Origin of the sequence: Candidatus Lokiarchaeum ossiferum (assembly GCA_025839675.1) — an archaeon.
GTDB lineage: Archaea > Asgardarchaeota > Lokiarchaeia > Sigyniarchaeales > Promethearchaeaceae > Lokiarchaeum > Lokiarchaeum ossiferum.
The window spans coordinates 5,236,004-5,255,953 of the sequence record CP104013.1; the positions used below are offsets into that span (position 1 = coordinate 5,236,004).

General features: G+C 34.3%; 16 protein-coding genes. 3 read left to right on the forward strand and 13 right to left on the reverse strand.

Annotated features, from left to right (window positions below; all coding sequences use genetic code 11):
* Positions 1-188: 188 nt before the first annotated feature.
* The 3 genes from NEF87_RS22395 to NEF87_RS22405 are packed head-to-tail and all read right to left on the reverse strand — an operon-like array spanning position 189 to position 3,379.
* Positions 189-1,742 (reverse strand): family 4 glycosyl hydrolase, encoded by a 1,554-nt coding sequence (locus tag NEF87_RS22395; RefSeq protein WP_457917579.1) that lies wholly within the window; start codon positions 1,740-1,742, stop codon positions 189-191.
* A 58-nt stretch (positions 1,743-1,800) separates the two neighbouring features.
* The gene (locus tag NEF87_RS22400) at positions 1,801-2,475 is read right to left on the reverse strand and encodes a hypothetical protein (protein WP_457917580.1); all 675 of its coding nucleotides are present in this window, start codon (positions 2,473-2,475) and stop codon (positions 1,801-1,803) included.
* 52 nt (positions 2,476-2,527) lie between these two features.
* Positions 2,528-3,379, reverse strand: coding sequence for a ribonuclease H-like domain-containing protein (locus tag NEF87_RS22405; RefSeq protein WP_457917581.1), 852 nt, complete (start codon positions 3,377-3,379; stop codon positions 2,528-2,530).
* A 182-nt stretch (positions 3,380-3,561) separates the two neighbouring features.
* Here NEF87_RS22405 and NEF87_RS22410 point away from each other — a divergent pair, with 182 nt between their 5' ends.
* Together NEF87_RS22410 and NEF87_RS22415 are read left to right on the forward strand one after the other, a co-directional pair.
* On the forward strand, positions 3,562-4,110 hold the full coding sequence (locus tag NEF87_RS22410) for a Mut7-C RNAse domain-containing protein (RefSeq protein WP_457917582.1): 549 nt from the start codon (positions 3,562-3,564) through the stop codon (positions 4,108-4,110).
* 43 nt (positions 4,111-4,153) lie between these two features.
* Positions 4,154-4,612 carry a hypothetical protein gene (locus NEF87_RS22415; protein ID WP_457917583.1) on the forward strand — a complete coding sequence of 153 codons (459 nt, stop codon included), beginning with the start codon at positions 4,154-4,156 and terminating at the stop codon, positions 4,610-4,612.
* 18 nt (positions 4,613-4,630) lie between these two features.
* On the opposite strand, the gene NEF87_RS22420 is transcribed toward NEF87_RS22415, so the two are convergent.
* The 10 genes from NEF87_RS22420 to NEF87_RS22465 form a co-directional block, all read right to left on the reverse strand.
* Positions 4,631-5,245: a histidine phosphatase family protein gene (locus NEF87_RS22420; protein WP_371803752.1), complete on the reverse strand. Its 615-nt coding sequence runs from the start codon at positions 5,243-5,245 to the stop codon at positions 4,631-4,633.
* Positions 5,246-5,262: 17 nt separating this feature from the next.
* Positions 5,263-7,554 (reverse strand): helix-hairpin-helix domain-containing protein, encoded by a 2,292-nt coding sequence (locus NEF87_RS22425; protein WP_457917584.1) that lies wholly within the window; start codon positions 7,552-7,554, stop codon positions 5,263-5,265.
* 213 nt (positions 7,555-7,767) lie between these two features.
* Positions 7,768-10,419, reverse strand: a complete 2,652-nt coding sequence (locus tag NEF87_RS22430; RefSeq protein WP_457917585.1) for an ABC transporter substrate-binding protein — start codon at positions 10,417-10,419, stop codon at positions 7,768-7,770.
* A gap of 150 nt (positions 10,420-10,569) precedes the next feature.
* Positions 10,570-12,396 (reverse strand): AMP-dependent synthetase/ligase, encoded by a 1,827-nt coding sequence (locus NEF87_RS22435; protein WP_457917586.1) that lies wholly within the window; start codon positions 12,394-12,396, stop codon positions 10,570-10,572.
* Positions 12,397-12,604: 208 nt separating this feature from the next.
* Positions 12,605-14,431, reverse strand: coding sequence for an AMP-dependent synthetase/ligase (locus NEF87_RS22440; RefSeq protein WP_457917587.1), 1,827 nt, complete (start codon positions 14,429-14,431; stop codon positions 12,605-12,607).
* Between the two features lie 198 nt (positions 14,432-14,629).
* Entirely contained in the window at positions 14,630-15,637 is a 1,008-nt protein-coding gene (locus NEF87_RS22445; protein WP_457917588.1) for an inorganic phosphate transporter, read from the reverse strand.
* A gap of 23 nt (positions 15,638-15,660) precedes the next feature.
* Positions 15,661-16,302, reverse strand: coding sequence for a DUF47 domain-containing protein (locus NEF87_RS22450; RefSeq protein WP_371803758.1), 642 nt, complete (start codon positions 16,300-16,302; stop codon positions 15,661-15,663).
* An 88-nt stretch (positions 16,303-16,390) separates the two neighbouring features.
* Positions 16,391-17,494, reverse strand: a complete 1,104-nt coding sequence (locus tag NEF87_RS22455; RefSeq protein WP_457917589.1) for a hypothetical protein — start codon at positions 17,492-17,494, stop codon at positions 16,391-16,393.
* A 37-nt stretch (positions 17,495-17,531) separates the two neighbouring features.
* The gene (locus tag NEF87_RS22460; RefSeq protein ID WP_457917590.1) at positions 17,532-18,386 is read right to left on the reverse strand and encodes a lipoate--protein ligase family protein; all 855 of its coding nucleotides are present in this window, start codon (positions 18,384-18,386) and stop codon (positions 17,532-17,534) included.
* On the reverse strand, positions 18,358-19,389 hold the full coding sequence (locus NEF87_RS22465; protein WP_457917591.1) for a radical SAM protein: 1,032 nt from the start codon (positions 19,387-19,389) through the stop codon (positions 18,358-18,360). The genes NEF87_RS22460 and NEF87_RS22465 overlap by 29 nt, the downstream gene beginning before the upstream one ends.
* 103 nt (positions 19,390-19,492) lie before the next feature.
* Between NEF87_RS22465 and NEF87_RS22470 the strand changes: the two genes are divergently transcribed.
* Entirely contained in the window at positions 19,493-19,936 is a 444-nt protein-coding gene (locus tag NEF87_RS22470) for a hypothetical protein (protein ID WP_371803762.1), read from the forward strand.
* The last annotated feature ends 14 nt before the right edge of the window (positions 19,937-19,950 follow it).

The window sequence follows — 19,950 nt, forward strand, 5'->3', positions numbered from 1 at the left end:
ATTTAATCTAAAAAGGATTTTCATTTTTTTAACACCTTCGAGTCTCTTATATTGAAAATATTTTTGAAAAACATTCCTTTAATTCTTCTAAAAAGATGAAGTGTGAATTTATTAAAGATTTTGAAGGAAAATATACATTAGAATTTAAAAAAAAGAGTTGAAATTGTGCTGGAAATCACCTATACTTTTTATACGTTTTCTTCAAGTTCCACTTTTGCACTTGGTTCTTTTTTCATGGAAAACGCATGGACTCTCATTTCTTCCTTCACTGGAAATTTAAATTTTTGATATTGCTTATTTCTTTTTGTTAAGTCAGTTAATGAAATCCACCATTTCGACTTGGAAAGATCTTCTTTTGTTGGAATCCATTCTTGCCATGGTTCAGGAAGCCATTTCTGTTCGTAGTAAAGCATAAGTTGGGTGAGAAATGTGATTTTTTCTTCATCATCGATCCATTGATTTAATGGATCCTTTAGCATGGCTTGAACTGCAAGATCCATCTTATTTCCCAAAGCAGCATCAACAGTATACTGTTGAGAATCACTATAGGGTGTAAGAATCTCAGTAATTTCATTTGGTAGATCCATATGGGATGCTGGTTGGAGTTTTTTACTTGTAAATATTATGGGGTATTCTACAATTGATTCTTCAGGAAGACTTTGGATCATCGATGATTCAAAATGATGATTTTGAATAATTCCTGAAAATTTAGTTGAGTTTTCGTGCATAAAATCTATTGCTATGTCAAGGGCACCGGGTATCTTATTGTATGTACGAAAACTGTAGAGAATTGGATGAGGGATTAATTTTTTAACGCTATTTTTTAGAAAAGAGACTATTTTGTTTCGTTCTTTAATCTCTTTAAGTGGAAATTTCCAAATTGGGGATGAATTTAGGTGATTGAAATAATTCAAGTAATCTGGAAAATAATTTGCTAAATTTTTTGGTTTTGTATAACTGTATGCGCCCAAAGTGTTGTATAGATGAAGGTTAAATGAATATTGTTTAAATTTTTTTAATTTACTTGATTCCACAAGTTCATGTAACGAATTCGTGTAATCTTGATTTCCATAGGTAATTTTTGTTAACCAACTGCAATGGGGAATCCCTGCATATTGATACATATACTCGAACTCTGAATTTTTCTCAAAATCGGGATGAGATTGAATAATTTTTTGAATTGGAATGGTACCCTCGTAAAGATCTGATGAAATCCCAAAAGATAATATTGATGGGGTTGTTTGTTGTGCTGCTAAGATATTCGAAGCTTTCGGATCTGTTAATATCATGAAAGGTGCGTTTGGGCATATTTTGTGGATTTTTTGTGATGTTTCGGAAGTAAGAACATTCGTCCGGAAACTTCGAAATATGCCTGCGGGACCAACTTGACTTCCATCAGCTTGAACAATCCCAAATTTCAACGGAAGATAATAATCGTAAAGCATGGTTTGCATATTATTTGTGGAAATGGCTTGAATAACAAAGTCGGAATTGGCTAATGCTTCTTCTTCTTTGGTATAGGTCGAAATAAGCACATTGGTAAGTTTTTTCTTATTGGTTCTTTTGATCGCATTATAGAGATATTGACTTAGCAAACGTAATTTTCGCTCATCGGAATGACACAATGCGATTTCAATTGGATCTGGTTTATTTTGCAGAATTTTCTTAATATTCTTGAAAAGCATTGCAGAATAGCTGTAGGGGCAAGCGCCTAAATAAGTAATTTTAAATCTGTCTACCATCGCGATTTCAACTTTTAGTTTTATATCTATACATTATTTGATTTACTAACCTTAAAAATCAATCATTTCTAGGAAGACCAATGTAAGATTGAAGTTTTTTATAAATGTGCAGAATATCGGTAACTTCGTTATGGCAACGGGTTTCGATCTGTTCATATTCTCCCTCATCATAATATTTCCAAACCGATTTTCCACTTGGTTTCCATTTTGTGTGAGGGAATAATCGCTTACTCACCTCATAAGCCGTTTTTGGATATAAGGTTGTTTCATTGGGGAATAGAAAAGCGCTCACATTACATAGATCAATGACTTTGGATTTTAAGAAAATTTCAAAAAGATTGGGCGTTGGGGCAATATGATGGTATTGGCTCCGAATATATAATGCTGGAAGATCTATTCTTGCAATTGCAAATCCACAAGTAACTACATCTTTAACTCGTTTTTCTAAAATTTGAGTGTTTTGCCCTTGTTGAAAACTAAATTCCTCTTCAAAAAAATTCTTAATCGCTCCTAATAATGTTTCCTCAGATGAATAATTCCAAATCCAAAATGATGTATCATGTCGAAAGGAAGCTTGATCTTCCGATTTGATGCTTGATATGGGTAATGAAATAAAATAGCCTCCCAATATAATATGATTGGAGTTTCCCGGATTGAAAACTAAAGTACCTCTCGAATTTGGGTGGTTTCGTTCCTCTGGCGGAACATAGAACTCTAGATCAAAAAAAATCATTTATTATGATCAAAATGTTTAGGTTGCTATAAATTCTCGGAAAGAATGTGGTTTACAGAAATTCAGAACCATATTTTAAATTGATAATCTGAAGAACATCCTTGGAAGCAATATTATCTAACTGGATCGATTTAGGTGAATATTCAAGCTTTTTCTCGGGAATACGTTCAAATTTCCGCAGTTTTTCGTAAAAAAGGAACAGAATTTCTTGTAAATGAAGGGCATCCTCAGCATTATAGGCAAGCAAAGTGGATAAAAATTGTGGATCTTGTGTGGCTTGGTATTCGTTCCAAAGGAATATTGCCATTAGACCATTCATTTCCTCGGGTAAATTTCGTTGGATTCCCAATATTCGTTCAATTTGTTTTAATCCGCCTGATAACCTTACTAAACGACTGAGTGAAAAGAGATCAAAGTGAATTTTATCGAAGTGAATTTCAAATTCTTTTTCAAGAAACGGGATATCTGTCCGTATTCCATCAAAAGTTGCAATCGCTGTAAATTTTTCCAATAAACGGGGAAATTCATCTAGATTTTTGTTTCTTACAAAATAATGGAGTTTAATTCCATCAAACGCAACAATTGTGGTGATTTTATCGTTTTGAATATCCAAACCTGTCATTTCTACATCAAAATATAAAATTTGATCAACAAAATTAGGAAAAAACCGCCAATGAATTTCTTCGGGAAAATGCTGTAAAAAATAGTTAATATTTCCTTGGTCCCAAGCCTGTTGACACTCAATACATTCCTTTTTTAAAGCTTGCCACATTTTTCGGGTAAAATGGGGGTGTTTTTCTGATGTATTGATTAATTTTTGCCATGTGGTGATCCCTGAATTCCATAGACGAATTTCTCCTTTCCTTAAAATATTCGGAATGTGTTGAAATGTTGATTCTATCATGATGGTTGATCCGAGGTAGCTTATTATATTATTTTTTCTCAATATCCATAGTGTCGAGATCAAAATAATATTTACCTATAAGCCAGACAAATGTAAGAAGAAAGGAAATTGAAAAAATATCTGAGGTTTAATGACGAAAATTTATAATTGAGATAATCAATAAAAATTATTAAGGATTAAAGATGACAGAAAAATCATCCGTTTTATTGTATGTGGATGCGATGTTTGGTAAACTGGGTCGTTTTTTACGGATTTTAGGATTCGATACTGAGATTGCAGACCCTAAATTAAAAGATCCGGAAATTTTAGAACATATCTTAAAGGTGAATCGGATTTTAATAACTCGGGACCACCTTTTTTATGAGATCACGCAGAAACGATTAAAAAAAGAAAATTTACCAGAAGAAATGGTACTTTTTCTAAATGAAGAAGAACTCCATCAACAACTCCATAAAATTTTTCAACATATTGGCTTTAAACCAGAAAAACTACTTTGGAATGATCTCCATGATTTAAAATTTCAACCACGATGCTCGTTGTGCAATTCTGAGCTTGATGTTGTTGAAAAAAAACAAATTCTCGAGAAACTTTCAATGGGAACTGCTACCACTTTCAATCATTTTTGGCAGTGTTCTAATCTGAATTGCAACCAAATTTATTGGAGAGGGCGACACTGGCAAGATATCGAAATAATATTAAAAAAAGTAATTTCAGCTGATGATTTATCCTAAAATCAAAAAAATTTTTTTTGATCCATTCTTTTTCAACTATTATATGTCGGGTTCCAAAAAATCAACATCCTCTCTTTCGGAAGAAGAACATCAAATTTTGCGACGAGTAAAGCAAGAGTTAAAAAATCAAGATATTCCAAGAGATCAGTGGCCTGCTTTAATTCAATCTGAAATTTCATCACACAGATTATCGCTGAAGAAGAAACAAAAGGCATTGAAAAAGAACCCTGTGATATCTGCCCTTAAACGTATTGGTAAAACAATTCAAACTCGTATAATGAAGATGCTTTTAAAACGCCAGGGGCAATATAGTGAGGAAGAAATTGAAAAGATGATGAAGGCTATGGCGGGAGAAATCCCGCCCGAAATGGCGATGCCCAATGTTATACCCGATACTCGGATTGAAGATGCGGGAAAACATGGGACCTTTCTAACTACCGATCAAGATCACACTCGGAAAAAAATGGAAGTCTTTTTTGATGATGACGATGACGAGGATTAATAAAGAACCATTTTCAACTTATTCATCTTCATAATGTGAAATATCCCCGTAGAGTTCAATTTTTTTGGTTTGATTATCAGTTCTGATTATACTTAAACTGGTTGGGTGTATATATGGTAAAACCCATAAATTCTTCAAGGGTTCATTTTCAACAAATGCTAATATTGTTTTTACTACTACGGTATGAGCCACAATTAATAGGCGTTCCTTCCTATGTTTTTGTATTAAACCCTCGAAAGTCTTTATGACACGTTCTTTTACATCAAAAAATGTTTCTCCTGCGGAAGAAACGTATAAATGAGGTAAATTCCAAAAATTATGATATTGTGTCGGATTCAATTGTTCAAATTCTTGAAGAGATTTTCCTTCCCATTCACCAAGATTAATTTCTCTCAATGAGGCAAGTTTGATAATTGTTTTGGGCTGATTTTGGGTGATAATTTGAGCTGTATGATATGCGCGGTCACTATCACTCGAATAAACAGCATCAAAAGCAATAGGTCTAAGTTTTTTTCCTAATTGTTTCGCTTGAGCCTTTCCCAAATCTGTTAATGGGGCATTTTGCCATCCTTGCATGATGTGGGCTTTGTTCCATTCGGTTTGACCATGACGTGTTAGATAAATGATTGTCATCTAGAAAATATCCTTCCTTAAGATCCTTTGGATTTTTTACTGAGGACTTGTTTAATGGACAATTGAATTCGATTCCGCGATAAATCAATTCCGATAATCATAAAATCCTTTACATCCCCAACGGCCAGAAAGTCATAGGGACTTTTCACAAACTGGTTGGCGATTTGACTTTTATGGACTAAACCATTATATTTCACACCAATATCCACAAAGGCTCCAAAATCGAGAACATTACGAACGGTGCCTTTTAGGATCATCCCTTCTTTCAAATCTTCAATAGATAATACATCCTGGCGTAATATTACCGGATCTAATTTTTCTCGAGGATCTAAGTTTGGTTTTCGTAATTGCTCTGCTAAATACCGTATTCGGTTTGGATCAACATCCATTTTCTTGGCAAAAGATTTCGGGCGAATAGAAAGCAATTTTTCTTGCACCAATTCTATTTTTTGGGGATCAGTTAGAAAGTCAATGGGAATCTCTAATTCTGCAAGAATTTTTTCCGTTAATTCGTAGGATTCCGGATGCACAAAAGTGCGATCTAAAGGATTAGTTGCCTCCATAATCTTTAAAAATCCTGCACATTGTTCAAACGCTTTTGGACCTAACCCTTTAATTTCATATAGTTGATTTCGGGAATAAAAATTTCCATTTTCAGATCGATATTTCACAATTTCTTTACTGACCCTTTTGTTTAATCCGGAAACGTGTTCTAACAATTTACTTGAAGCTGTATTTAAATCGACACCTACTCCATTGACACAATCTTCAATAACTGCATCCAATTCTGTTTTTAATTCGGCTTGATTCACGTCATGTTGATACATACCAACTCCAATACTTTTCGGATCAATTTTTATCAATTCTGCTAAAGGATCTTGTAATCGTCGGGCAATACTTATTGCCCCTCTAACGGTTAGATCTAAATCTGGAAATTCTTCTATCGCTACTTCGGATGCAGAATAAATCGATGCTCCCGCTTCACTCACTATCGCAAATTCTAAAGGTAAATTTTTTGATCGATGTTCTGAAATGAGATCTGCCATCATTTGTTCGGTTTCTCTGGAAGCGGTTCCATTTCCCACTGCAAATGTATACGCATGATATTTTTTAGCCAAATTTAAAACTATTTTTTTAGCTTCTGCCAATTGATTCTTAGGAGGATGAGGGTAAATTACACTATCTGCTAAATAATTGCCATTTTGATCGATTACCGCGACTTTACATCCTGTTCGATAACCCGGATCTAATCCAATGATTGCTTTTTCTTTAATAGGAGGTGTCATTAATAGATTTTTTAAATTAGTTGCGAATACGGTGATGGCATGAGCCTCTGCAGTATTACATAAAGATTTCCATAGTTCGCGCTTGATGGCCCTGATGATATATCTTTTAAATCCCGCTTCAATGGCTTTTATGTAATAATCATAAAGTACATGAGTTTCAGGTGAATGATTATGAAGTATCTGTTTTTTTAATTCATGCACAATTTCAGCTTCAGGAGTTTCAAAGGATACATCTAGCACTTCTAAATCCTCTGCACGATTGATTGCTAAAATTTGATGATTTTGTAACTGAATGGCTTCTAATGAGAAATCGAAATAATCTTCAAAGGTTCGGGGATCAATTGCTTTTCCAGAAGCAGAGTTTATTTTTTTTTCATTTTTCAATACTAATTCATCGACTTCAGTTTTCACGATTGCTCGTTTAAAAACAATTTCACGAGTGAATTGTCGATACTCAGGATGATTACCAATTTCTTCGGCAACGATGTCCACTGCTCCCGAGAGTGCTTCTTTGGATGAGGTGATTCCTTTTTCTTTATTCATAAAGGGGAGACAAATACTATCAATAGTTCCTGTAGAAACACCTTCTTTAATAAGAATGGCAAGAGGTTCCAAGCCTTTTTCACGCGCCTTCGCTCCTAAAGTCTTATGCTTGATTTTGAAGGGAAGGTATAAATCCTCTACTTCTTGGGGGGTTGATGCTTCAAGAATCTTATCGCGAAGGGGAAGCGTTAATTTATTTTGTTTATTAATTAAATTGAGAACTGATATTTTTCGTTCTTCAATACCTACACTTAAATTGTATTCTTTTTGAATGGACCTCAACTTGATTTCATCTAAAGCTCCCGTCGCTTCTTTTCGATAACGAGCAATAAAAGGAACAGTATTCCCATCAAGCAAAAGTTCGATGGATTTTTGAATAGATTGGAGTGATATTGATAAGTTTGCTGCAATTTGCTTCTGAATTTTGGCTGTATCAATTTCTTGCGGAATTGCAATAGATTGAGTTGAGGTTTCACCCATACCATGATTAAATTTTACATTTTAAAAAAATTCTCTTATTCAATTCGATTAGGAAATTAGAAATTCGTTTAAAGGATAAAAGGGAAGGAAGAAGTCATATATCTTTAATTAAATTGTATCAAAATATCATTTTACAAAAATTTGTTTATTAATTGTTAAAGGATAGGAGTAATAAGTGATAAAGAAGAAAAAAAAGACACAAAACTATACTATCTACGTATGTTTGCGTTTTTGCTGCAAAATTATGCCAATAGCTACAAAAGTCCCTGAGATTATTAGAAATGTTACTGAATATCCGGGAATCCAAGAGAAAATATCTCCAAAGGGATTATTTGGTGTAGTAGTTGCTGTTTCTGTTGTATCTGTTGTTTCTGTTGCAGTTCCTTGTCCATCTCCTGGAAAACTATTTGCATCCAGAGGATTTTTTCCCATTTTGACTTCATATCCATCATAAAATCCATCATCGTCAGAATCATCATCTAAAGGATTTGTGCCCAATTTTACCTCAAAATTATCATTGAGATTATCATTATCCGTATCAATTTTTAAGGGGTCGGTAAAATAGGTATTTATTTCACTTCCATCTTCTAAACCATCAAAATCCGTATCTTTCGATGTCGGATTGGTGGAATAAGTATAAACCTCCATTCCATCTAATATTCCATCTCCATCGGTGTCTGGTATATGGACGTTAGTGTTATAATTGACCATTTCTTCAAAATCCGTGAGAAAATCTAAATCTTGATCTTGAGGTGTGTCCATTGGATCCAAGGGGTCACTGAAATCTCCCAAACCTGCCGTTTCTTGCCCATCGGTGTAACCATCACCATCTGTATCTGGATTATATGGGTTTGTGCCAATATCAAATTCATCATCATCTGTAATACCATCTCCATCGCTATCCATGCCAGGATAACTATTAGGATCATATGGATTGGTTCCTTCGGCAATCTCTACCACATTTGGGAATCCATCCCCATCACTATCAAGTCCAGGATAATCATTAGGATTTAAAGGATCTGATCCATAATTAACTTCAACGCCGTCATCATAACCATCTCCGTCGGTATCTGGATTATTTGGATCTGTACCTAATAAAATTTCTTCTCCATTCCAGAGTCCATCATTATCATCATCGGGGTGTGGAATTCCTGTCCAAATCATACTATAAAAATCTAAAAGGCCCATAGGATTGCGATGGGGGTTTGATAATTCGACGGTATAGACTGAACGTGCATTACTGGTGTATAAATAAATCCAAACACCTTGCTCAATAACACGTCTCTGAATATCATGATAAATGAGCTCGCGTATTGTTAAATTTGTTTCAACTAATCCAGCGGTCATTAAATCATTCAATCCAACCATTGGTTCTGAATCGTTTACGTGTGCATGGTTAGAGGTTGAGGTTGGGGATAATAATGGGTTGATAAAGTTGCTAGGATCATTATAGTCTGGACCCCATCCCAACATAAAGATTTGGCATGATCCATCATCTAATGAGTCTAAGAATTCACCCCAGGTTAAACCAACAACGGTAAGATGGATTCCTATTTTAGCAAAGTTTGCTTTTGCTAATTCTCCGACTCCTTCACGCATAGCGTTTCCAGAGTTGTAGGTGTAAGTGTAAGAAACAACGGTGGCTGCTTCCCACTCCATATCTGTAGAACTTGCAGTCAATCCTGTGGATTGAGAAAGTGCAAATACTCCTTCTCCTTCTCCTGCTGCGATAGCGGCTAGCATCTTTTCACGGGCTAAGGTTAGATTTTGAATGGGTGCTGGGATAGAGGCATCATGGAACATGATTCCCTTGGGTACGATAGAGGTCATTTGAGCGAGATCCCCTTGACCCAATTCATTGATAACATAATTATAATCAAAAGCCGCTTGCATTGCATTTCTTGTATTTTTCTCGATTCTATTGAAATCGAATCCCATGTAAATAATCACGGTGCCTTGCATACGATCCCCTACAACATGATTTGGGCTTGCCTCATATTCATCCATAAAATCCGAACTGATTGCTTCAGTAAAATCGATATCTCCTGCGAGATAGGCTTGATTCAATGTTGTTGCATCATCATATAATACCCAATGCATTTCTTTTATCGATGGGGCGGGACGGTAATAATCTTCAAAATATTTAAATACGGTCAATCGTTCGCTGTTTGATTCTTGATAATAAGGTCCCGTTCCGATCAAAGTATCCGTAGCAGTTATATAATAATCATTTGTAGGAGTGCTTCCTGGTTGATCCGATAAAATAACAGAACCTGAAAAACATAAAAGGGATATAAAGGCAACATATTCATAATTTAATAAAAACTTTACATGGGTTGCATTTAATGCGGTTGTGCTATAAATTAATAAAGGTGAACTCGGATACAATGAAGCTAAAGGTTCATATAACTCTGAGATTTGAGTACTTGGTTCGCTTGAACAGAAGTTGTTTAATCGATCGAATGTAAAAACAACATCATCAGCAGTGAAATCTGAACCATCATGGAATTTCACTCCCGTTCGCAATTCAACTGTATAACTGAATTTAATCCCGTCCATTGTACTTTCAGTTCCCCATACTCCAAAGCTAGTTGCTAATCTCGGAATTATTGCCAAATTAGGATCTCCTAAATCATACGCAAATAATCCTTCACATACTTGTGTGATATGATCAACTGAAGCGCTATCCCATGCGAATTGAGGATCTAAATCCACAACTAAACTTGTAGTCCCATAAATTAAAGGACGTAAATCATCTGCAGAACTGTATGGTGTTCCTGCATTTGCTGGAATATTCCCATTGAGATTTGGAATTATCATAAATAACACCAAACCTAATAATAGTATTTGATTAATTTTCTTCATAACTTTTAATGCCTCTTTTCAACTCATCTAAAAAAAAATGAATGTAACAAAACACTTCGTTTAAGGCTTTAAAAAAATTTCTATTGGTCAAAATATTAAAAGAAAAGAAAGAATTAATGAAGGAAATGGAAGAAAAAAAATTTTTGAAACCTACATCGCATCTTCATCATAAAGCGAATTGATGGAGCCTTGATATTTTTGAAGGACTGCCCTTCGTTTAAGTTTCATGGTTTGGGTCAGCATTCCATTCTCAAGGGAAAAATCTTCGGTTAAAAAGACAAATTTCCGGGGAATTTCATACCCTCCAAATTTACCCTTCAAATGGGCTCGAATTTCTTTGCCTATTAATTCTTGAATTTCTGGTTTTTGAATTAATAATTCCGGTGAAGTGGACAATTTCATGGTTTCAGCATATCGTTGGGCAACAGCCATATCGGGAACCACAAGAGCTACATTATAGGGTTTTCCATCCCCATAGATCATAATATTTGCCACCCAGGGAAGGAGTTTGATGTATTGTTCTATTGCTGCTGGATGAACATATTTTCCATTTTGCAATTTGAATTCATTTTTGATTCGACCGGTAATATATAAAAATCCGTCTTTATCAAGATGGCCTAAGTCTCCTGTTCGGACTCCTTTTATTCCGTTTTCATCTTCCACCATTACGGCAGCGGTTTGTTCTGGTTTATTATGATATCCTTGCATAATGTTTGGACCATATGCAATGATTTCTCCATCTTCAGAACCTTCCCCTACCATACTTGTATCAATTACTACCTTTACTTTTTCTATTGGTACTCCCACACTTCCCAAACGGTGAACAACTGGGAGATTTAATGTAATTGCTGGAGCAGTTTCGGTCATCCCATAACAATCGTATATTGGTAATCCAATATCATAGAAGAAATTTGCAATTTCAAGTTCTGTTTTTGCACTTGCGGTTAAAGATTCGAGTAATCGTGTTCCAAATCGTGCCCGCACCTTGCTAAAGACGAGCTTATCAAGTACCTTTAATTTCAAACTTGACTTACCTGTTTCTCGTTTTTTCTTTGCTGCTGCTTTTGCAGCATAGAATAGTTTTTTCTTTATGCCTCCTTCTTTATCCATTAAGACATGGATTCCATCGTAAATTTTATTGAAAAGTCGGGGAACGCATATCAATGTGGTGGGATTTGCTTTAGTTAAATCTTCACTCATTGATTCAACTGATGTTATTCCTATACTTGCACCTAAGAGTGTAAAAGTATTCAATTCTGCAGTAAAGGCATAACTGTGTGCCCAAGGTAGAATGCTAAGTGCTCTCGCCGTCTCGTTTAAATGAGGAACTCCATTTCTTCCTGCTTGACAATTGCTAGTGAAATTTCCATGAGTGAGAATTACTCCTTTAGGATCACCAGTGGTGCCAGAAGTATAAATCAGAGCTGCCACATCTGAATGGGAAGGTTTTTTCGATTGAATTATTTGAGTTTCTCCTTTTTTCTCTAAAGCAGCCATCGAATTTTCATCGTTACCATCAATTACAAAAATCTTCTCCAGAGTTGAGATTTCATCTTGAAAAGTTTTAACTTGTTCATAAATTTCCTTATTGGAGACAAAAAGGATCTTGATTTCCGCATCCTTAATGATATACTTCCATATTTGAGGTAATTCTTTCTCATACATGGGAATCCATTTGCAATTCAATCCATAGGTTGCATTCGCACAGATTGCCCACTCTTTACAATTGCTACGGATGATCCCAATCGCATCTCCTTCGTTAATTATCCCTAAACTGGCGATTCCACTGCGCAAATTGTCTATTCGATTCGCCGTCTGATGATATGTAATCCACTGATATTCTCCATTTGCATCTTTTTCTCCAATGTATTTTCGGTTCGGAAATTTTTTTGCGGATTGTTCGAATACATCGACTAAATTAACGGGTTCATCATACCGCATAATGGCGATATTTTTATTAAATTCTTCTAAGGTCATTTTTTATTTTCAATTCCTTTGTAATGTTTTGATCATAATATTTGCCATTTTTACTAAAAATGAACTCCCTCTTAATTGGAGTTATTATTTTCAACAATTAATGCATATCTTATTTGAATAAAGTTACTTATAAGCCTTTATTTGGAATTAACTCGTGATAGTAAATGAAAAGAAAAGAAGAATTCAAAATCAAAAAAAAGTTGAAAATTTAGTATGCGTCTGTATCATACATAGTATTAATCATGCTTTGATATTTTTGCAGAACGTTTTTCCGTTTCAATTTCATTGTCTGGGTTAACATCCCATTTTCAAGAGTGAAATCTTCCGCAAGAAATTGGAACTTTTTGGGAATCTCATAACCCCCAAATTTGCCTTTCATGTGAGTTTTTATTTCTTCTTTGACCATTTCTCGAATTTTCGGGCTATTCATAAGAGTGTCAACATCTTCTGGGAGATTTTCTTGCTTTTTATAATGGGCGAGGTATTCTCGGTCTAAAACAATCAAGCAGACATTATAGGCTCGACCATCTCCATATAGCATAACATTGGCTACCCAAGGAAGTAACTTGATATATTGTTCGATAGATGCCGGATGCACATATTTACCATTCAAAAGCTTATATTCATTTTTAATTCTCCCTGTAATAAACAGGAAACCATCTTCGTCAATTCTCCCTCGATCTCCTGTCCGAACTCCTTTATTTCCATTTTCATCTTCAACCATGATGGCTGCGGTTTGTTCTGGTTTATTGTGATATCCATGCATGATATTTGGGCCGTATACCAAAATTTCTCCATCTTTTGCCCCTTCTTCCACAACCGATTTATCAATAACTATTTTTACTTTTTCAATCGGTTTCCCAACACTTCCCAATTTGTGTGCAGATTTAGTATTCATGGTAATTGCTGGGCTTGTTTCTGTCATACCATAGCAATCGTAGATGGGTAATCCAATATCATAGAAGAAATTTGCAATTTCTCTCTCCGTTTTTGCACTCGCTGTCAGAGATTCAATCATTCTGGTTCCAAATCTTGCTCTTACTTTACTAAAGACTAGTTTATCTAAAACTTTGAATTTCAAGCTCGATTTTCCAGTTTCTCGTTTCTTTTGAGCTGCCATTTTTGCGGCATCAAATAATTTCTTCTTTATGCCGCCTTCTTCTTCCATAACTTTATGAATACCATCATAAATCTTATTGAATAGTCTTGGAACACACATTAGATGGGTTGGATTTGCTTTTTGTAAATCTGCGCTCATTGTGTCAACGCTGGTAATCCCAATGCTTCCCCCAAATTGAAAGAAATTATATAGTTCTGCTGTTTGTGCATAGGAATGTGCCCAAGGTAGAATGCTTAATGCTCGTGCCGTTACAGTTAAGTTCGGATAAATTCTATAACCTGCTTGAGCATTGCTTGTAAAATTACCATGGCTAAGTAATACACCTTTTGGATCTCCAGTTGTCCCTGAAGTATAAATTAAACCTGCAATGTCATGTACATCGGGTTTTTTTGATTCAACAGGTGCCTTTTTACCTATTTTTTCTAAATTGGCCATGCTATTATCTCCTGTTCCATCAATCACGAAAATTTGTTCTAAAGTTGGGATTTCATCTATAAATACCCTTACTTGGTTATAAATATCCTGTTTAGACACAAATAATACTTTTATCGAACTATCTTCAATAATATACTTCCATGTTTGCAATAATTCTTTCTCATACATTGGAATCCATCGACAATTTAATCCATAAGTTGCAAAAGCACATATTGCCCATTCTGCTCGATTATCTGCAATAATACCGATAGAATCATCTTTCTTCAGAATTTCTAAATTGGCAAGTCCACCTCGCAAATTATCAACTCGTGAAGCTAACTCTTCATATGTGACCCACTGAAAATCTCCATTCTCATCTTTTTCGCCAATACATAAATTTTTTGGATATTTTTTTACTGTATTTTCGAATAAATCTACCAAATTTGTAGGATCGTCATATCTTATGATTAATTTATTAGTACCGTATTCTTCCCTCGTCATTTTTTTCACTTTAGATTATTAATTGACTAATTTTGAATTATTCAAAATTTTAAATCTACATAGTATTTTTTTCATGGCATTTTTAATAGTTTCCTTATGATTCTTTCCGAAAAAAGGAGGGAAAAATTTTCGTTGAATTTACATCCAATCAAATATGAAGTTAAAAATTTTTTTTTTTCAAGAAAAATATATGCCATCTTAAGTGAAAAAAAGAATTATGCCATAAAATGTTGCGGAAAATAAAGCCGCAATAGGGAAAGTAACTATCCAGCTATTAACCATCCTTTTAAAAGACCTCTTGTCTGGATGTTCACCTTTCATTCTTGCTGATCCGATTAATGCAAAAATAAGGATATGTCCTCCAGAAACTGGGAGACCTAAAAGTGTTGCAGCTAGAATAATAATTGCCGTTGCAGCTTCAACTGCTAAAGCTTCACTGGGTCTTAATTGCCCTGCTGTCGTTCCAACATTTTTTATCAGGTTTCTTCCTATTAACATTAACCCTAGTGCAAAAGCGCAACCCGCAACTATAATAAGAATATTCATTTGGGAAACATCAATTTTACTTGATCTCACAAGTCCATAGAAAATACCTATGGCATTACCGGAATCATTTCCTCCGCGACTAAATTGATTAATACAAGCAAATAATATGATTAAATAACGAAAAATCGTTTCGTTTTTTTCAACTTGAAGCAAACTATCATTTCGATTTTTCATTATTCTATTAATTATAAATTGTCCCATCATTGCTCCTAAAAAACCTAATAATGGAGAAAGTACCCATCCTATGGTTATTTTCCCCATATTTATCCAATTTATACTACTGAAGTAGTTTTTTTTTTCAGCAATTGCCCAAATAAAGCTTATTCCGAAAACCGAACCCACGACTGAGTGAGTTGTTGAAATTGGAACACTTGTTTTGGAAGCAATGAGTAACCAAAAAGATGTTCCTGCTAAAATTGCAAAAATCATATTGGAATTGTAATCGACATCTTCCCCCAATAAATCCGCTCCAATCGTTTCCCCGACCTTTGAAGAAAGAAAAATTACTCCTAAAAATGATAAAATTCCCCCCAAAATAATTGCAAATTTTAAGGTTAATGAACCACTACCATACACTGTCGCCATACTCTCATCTTGCGCGCCTATTCCGAAGGTAAGAATAATTGCGAAGATAATTAAACAATATGTTAACCAATCCACTTCTTTTTATCTCCTACAATTTTTCAAAGTTGATATTTGACAATAAGTCGATGGATTCCATCTGCAAAAGTATTGGCTGTATCAATAGTTTTCATAATATTATGAATCAAACGATCGAAATACATAAAATTTCGAGTCCCTAAATTTAAATCATACAAAATTTTTAACACATATAGATCATCGCGTTTTGCTTCTCTACGATTTTTTTCGATCAAATTTAGATAATTCGAAGCTTCATTAAAGTCAGTAAAAACGGCTTTGATGGCTTTTTTTAATAAAGTGCCAATTATTTTTCCCTTTTCACATATAGAAATTAATCGGGGGATTAATTTCGGAGGAACTAACGTTGGAAAATAGATTGTACCTCTTCGGACAACATCTTCTGCTTTATCAACAACTTCATCCATTTGGCTAATTAAAAATAATCTATCTTCTCTCGAAAATACTAAGGATTCGCGTGAAAAAAGGCGATCAATAATTTGATCATGAATTTGATCCGACTTTTTTTCTGCTAAGATAGTATCTTGTGCATAAGATTCCATTTGTGACGCGTTTCCCTCACATAATGCCACGATTGTCTTATACATTGATTCTAATGCAAATTCTATTTTATCTGCACCATCATAATATAAATCTTGTAATTTCTTCTTTTTCGCTTTTACCATTAACTATTGATCAAAAAAAAAATATTACTTAAATAAATTTGTGAAAGTATAGTAGTGGTTTTTACATGAAAAATGAAGAAATATGTAATCATGTTTTATGGTTCAATTTTTTTTTGGGAAGCTTGGCTGGGTTTTTTAAATTTCCGCGAATATCGAAAGCCTCTGCGTATGGTTCAAATTCTTCACTAATGGCACAACATGCTCCGAAATAAGTGATTAGAAATTCTTCGGATCTGGCCCATTTTAATGTGGCTTGACTTGGAATCTCCATTCTTGATGCTCCGGCTTGAATCGCCCATCGCTCTAATTCTTTACTCCATTTGCCCTTTGGTCGCATACAGCCTAACGAAAATGAACTCTGGGGCAAAAAAATCTTAGCAATAAAAATAATTCGTGAAATTTCACTTGGGGTTAATAAATGAAATCGTGAGTCCATAATCCCCTCTTTCCTTGGAGGAATCATGGCGATAAATACGAGTAATTTTGGATTATTTGCCGCGAGTAATTTCAAAACATCTAATTCTCTTGCAATCTTGCCAAATCGGGCACCTATTAAAATATGGGGCGTAACTCGAAGATTGGCGGTTAATAAAGCATTATAACTCGAAATATAATCTTCCACAGTATTTTGTAAATGAAAAAGTTCAGAAATCGATTTTTGATCTAAAATCATATCAAAAGAAACATTGTCAATTCCACATTCCTTCAAAGCAAAGGCTTCTGGTTGAGACACTAATCCCACATGAGAATTAAGATAGAATGGATTATTTTCTTTAAAATCCTTAAGAAGTGAATCATATTTTAATATTGGCACTTTACCCGTTGAAGTGCATCCTCCTGAGATTAAAGCTCCAATGGCACCTTTTTCAACCTTTGAATTTAAATTCACAATTAAATCTGATTCTGTACCTGCTTGTATCATACTTCCTAAATATTTTTTATCGCAATGCTCGCAATTTAGCTCACAATCTGTCCCTGTTACTGAAATTGCTGGAAAGTTTTTTCCTGGAGTATACGCCTTTAGAATTTTTTTCTCTTTTAGCTGGTTAAATCGATAGTTTCCAATCTTATTAAAAAATCCATCCCAGTCTAAATCCGAAGGTTCCTTTAATAATTTTCGCGCATCTGCCCAAGTGAATGTTTGGTTAATATATTTTGAATAATATTGTTCGAGTATTCCTAATTCAGCCATTTTGTTAATCCTCATTGTTTATTTTATTGTTCATATTTCACAGATATTTTTCTAACCATTTTTTAGATGCGTACTTATTTTTTGCTAAATTTTCTGCTTCCAGGTTTTCTTTCTTAGTAAGGGGTTCTGTTTGAAATTCGATTCCAAAAATGTGTTGAAATCCCGCTTTAAGTTTATCAACAATTTCACGTTCGCTAAGATTATTTATATCGGTATTATTCTCATTATTTTGACAGATTCCAATGACTTTGGATCTTACTGATTGAACCATTTTCGTATAAGTTACTCCCACGGGAGCCTTCAATATTTGATACATAAATTCTGGTTCTACGGATAATAAAATTGTGCCATGTTGTAATAATGTTCCATTACGGATCGTTTGAGCATTCCCTGAGATCTTTTTTCCTTGAGTTAATAATGCTGGACAATGTATCTTTCCAACATCAATACTAACACCCATTTCTTCTAATCCTGATGCTAATGATTCTAAAATCACTTGATACCGTAAAGGAATTGATGAATCATATTCTCGGGGTGAATTTTTTAATTCTGGGATATCTTTAAGTTTACAAATTACAGAATAAGTGATTTCTCCGGTTGAATCATGTAAAACTGCGCCTCCACCAGTTATTCTTCGAACAATATCCACATTATTCTGTTTTGCAGAATTTAAATTAATTTCTGCATTCAAAGATTGGTGCAAACCGATAGTAGCGGTGGAAGGATTCCACTTATAAAAGCGCAATAAATTTGGAGATTCTCCTTTAATAACACGTTCTAATAGCATTTCATCTATTGCCATGTTTTTTGGACCGTTATTTGTTTCGAAAGGAATATATCGCCATTTCTTCATTTCAATCATCTCAAATATCCAATAGGGAATCCAATTCATTATAAATGAGTAAACATTCTTGGGTTGTTAAATCTCTCGGGTACCCATCTTGTTCTTCTCCTGGTCTGGATGTATAATATGGTCGATTACAATCAGGACATCCTGCTGTTTTAAAAGCTGTATTTAGTTGAATGATGTGAGTTAATTCATCTTTGGTTAGGGACTTAATTTTTGAGAGTCTTCCATCATTTGAAAATCTAAATCGGTCATAATTATCTATATTGTTTAAAAGAAGATATCTGCATAATTGAATATGCCTGAAATGAGTCATTAAGGGTCGAGGGGCATTTTCCATGGGTGTTCCTTTGACGGGTGTAAATAGAAAAATACCAGGTAAAATGTCTTTTTCTACAACATTCTTAATACTTTGGATCATATCTTGCTCCGTTTCTCCTAAACCCACAATAAAATGAGTCGTTGCATTTCCAAGACCAAAGATTTTCAAAGAACTGCTTAAAGCTTCCCAGTGTTTCTTCCATGAATAGGGTCCATGTATGTTTTTTCCTTTAATATCATCAAAAAGTTCTTCATAACATGCATCCAATGCAATTCCGATCCTTTCAAGGCCCGAATCTTTAAGTTCTTTTAACTTTATCGGAGGAACTGGGGGGATTGCTGCAGAAATGGCTAAAGTGGGAAAGTGCATATGGATTATTTTTACGATAGATCGTACATCATCATAAAATCCTTTATAATTTAACACTTGAATGCAAATCCTTCTAAATTTGTTATCGCTTTCATGACTTTGATTAACTTTCAATTGTTGGATAAAATCCTCCCAATTAAAATCTGGCCATTGAATGCGTGATAATTGTTCAGTACTTTGTAATGTGGGAGTGTGACCTTGAGGACAAAAACTACATTTACCGATACAATATTCTTCAGTATATGTCATCAAGTAGCAGGTTGTCGGTGGTGTGTCCATTTTTAGCCTTTTTAATCCTAAAACTGCGGCACTTCCAGTAGAAACTCGTATTTTTTCTGGTTGTTTGGAATTTAGCATTTAAAAATCTCGAATATGGATGAATAAATTTATATCTTTCTTAATGCAAAATATTATATCAAAGAATTGGGTTTTGAATTATAAGCTATAATAGGAGATAAATATGGAAAAATTAACACTTTCGAATGGAGCCAAACTAAAATTAGATCCCAACAATCATGAACAAGCTTACAATGATTTTATTGATCTCTTCTTTAAACCGGGTTATATAAAGTCAAATGATATCACAAAAACAATTAGTGCGAGTATTAAAGAAGTTGAACGCATTTCATCCATATTTAACTTGTCCAAAGGAGAAGTTATAACCTCTTTATTGCAAACCATTGAGCGGAGACTTCCCAAAGATATTGCTGAATTGACAGGGGAAGTTGATAAAATCGAAATTTTGTTCGAAAATATGGATGATTATCAGATGCAAATTCTTGATTTAATAAAAGAGAATAATTCACCAGAGAAAATCCGATTGGAAGTATCTCAATTAGTTGAAAATCTGAACCTTTTTGAAATTTCAGAATTGCTTATTCATTTAGCAAAAAAAATAAAATAGATTATCCAAATCTA

Bases quoted from the DNA above. Each gene is read 5' to 3' on its own strand.
- NEF87_RS22395 (WP_457917579.1), bottom strand. From the start codon at position 1,742: ATGGTAGACAGATTTAAAATTACTTATTTAGGCGCTTGCCCCTACAGC.
- NEF87_RS22400 (WP_457917580.1), bottom strand. From the start codon at position 2,475: ATGATTTTTTTTGATCTAGAGTTCTATGTTCCGCCAGAGGAACGAAAC.
- NEF87_RS22405 (WP_457917581.1), bottom strand. From the start codon at position 3,379: ATGATAGAATCAACATTTCAACACATTCCGAATATTTTAAGGAAAGGA.
- NEF87_RS22410 (WP_457917582.1), top strand. From the start codon at position 3,562: ATGACAGAAAAATCATCCGTTTTATTGTATGTGGATGCGATGTTTGGT.
- NEF87_RS22415 (WP_457917583.1), top strand. From the start codon at position 4,154: ATGTCGGGTTCCAAAAAATCAACATCCTCTCTTTCGGAAGAAGAACAT.
- NEF87_RS22420 (WP_371803752.1), bottom strand. From the start codon at position 5,245: ATGACAATCATTTATCTAACACGTCATGGTCAAACCGAATGGAACAAA.
- NEF87_RS22425 (WP_457917584.1), bottom strand. From the start codon at position 7,554: ATGGGTGAAACCTCAACTCAATCTATTGCAATTCCGCAAGAAATTGAT.
- NEF87_RS22430 (WP_457917585.1), bottom strand. From the start codon at position 10,419: ATGAAGAAAATTAATCAAATACTATTATTAGGTTTGGTGTTATTTATG.
- NEF87_RS22435 (WP_457917586.1), bottom strand. From the start codon at position 12,396: ATGACCTTAGAAGAATTTAATAAAAATATCGCCATTATGCGGTATGAT.
- NEF87_RS22440 (WP_457917587.1), bottom strand. From the start codon at position 14,431: ATGACGAGGGAAGAATACGGTACTAATAAATTAATCATAAGATATGAC.
- NEF87_RS22450 (WP_371803758.1), bottom strand. From the start codon at position 16,302: ATGGTAAAAGCGAAAAAGAAGAAATTACAAGATTTATATTATGATGGT.
- NEF87_RS22455 (WP_457917589.1), bottom strand. From the start codon at position 17,494: ATGGCTGAATTAGGAATACTCGAACAATATTATTCAAAATATATTAAC.
- NEF87_RS22460 (WP_457917590.1), bottom strand. From the start codon at position 18,386: ATGAATTGGATTCCCTATTGGATATTTGAGATGATTGAAATGAAGAAA.
- NEF87_RS22465 (WP_457917591.1), bottom strand. From the start codon at position 19,389: ATGCTAAATTCCAAACAACCAGAAAAAATACGAGTTTCTACTGGAAGT.
- NEF87_RS22470 (WP_371803762.1), top strand. From the start codon at position 19,493: ATGGAAAAATTAACACTTTCGAATGGAGCCAAACTAAAATTAGATCCC.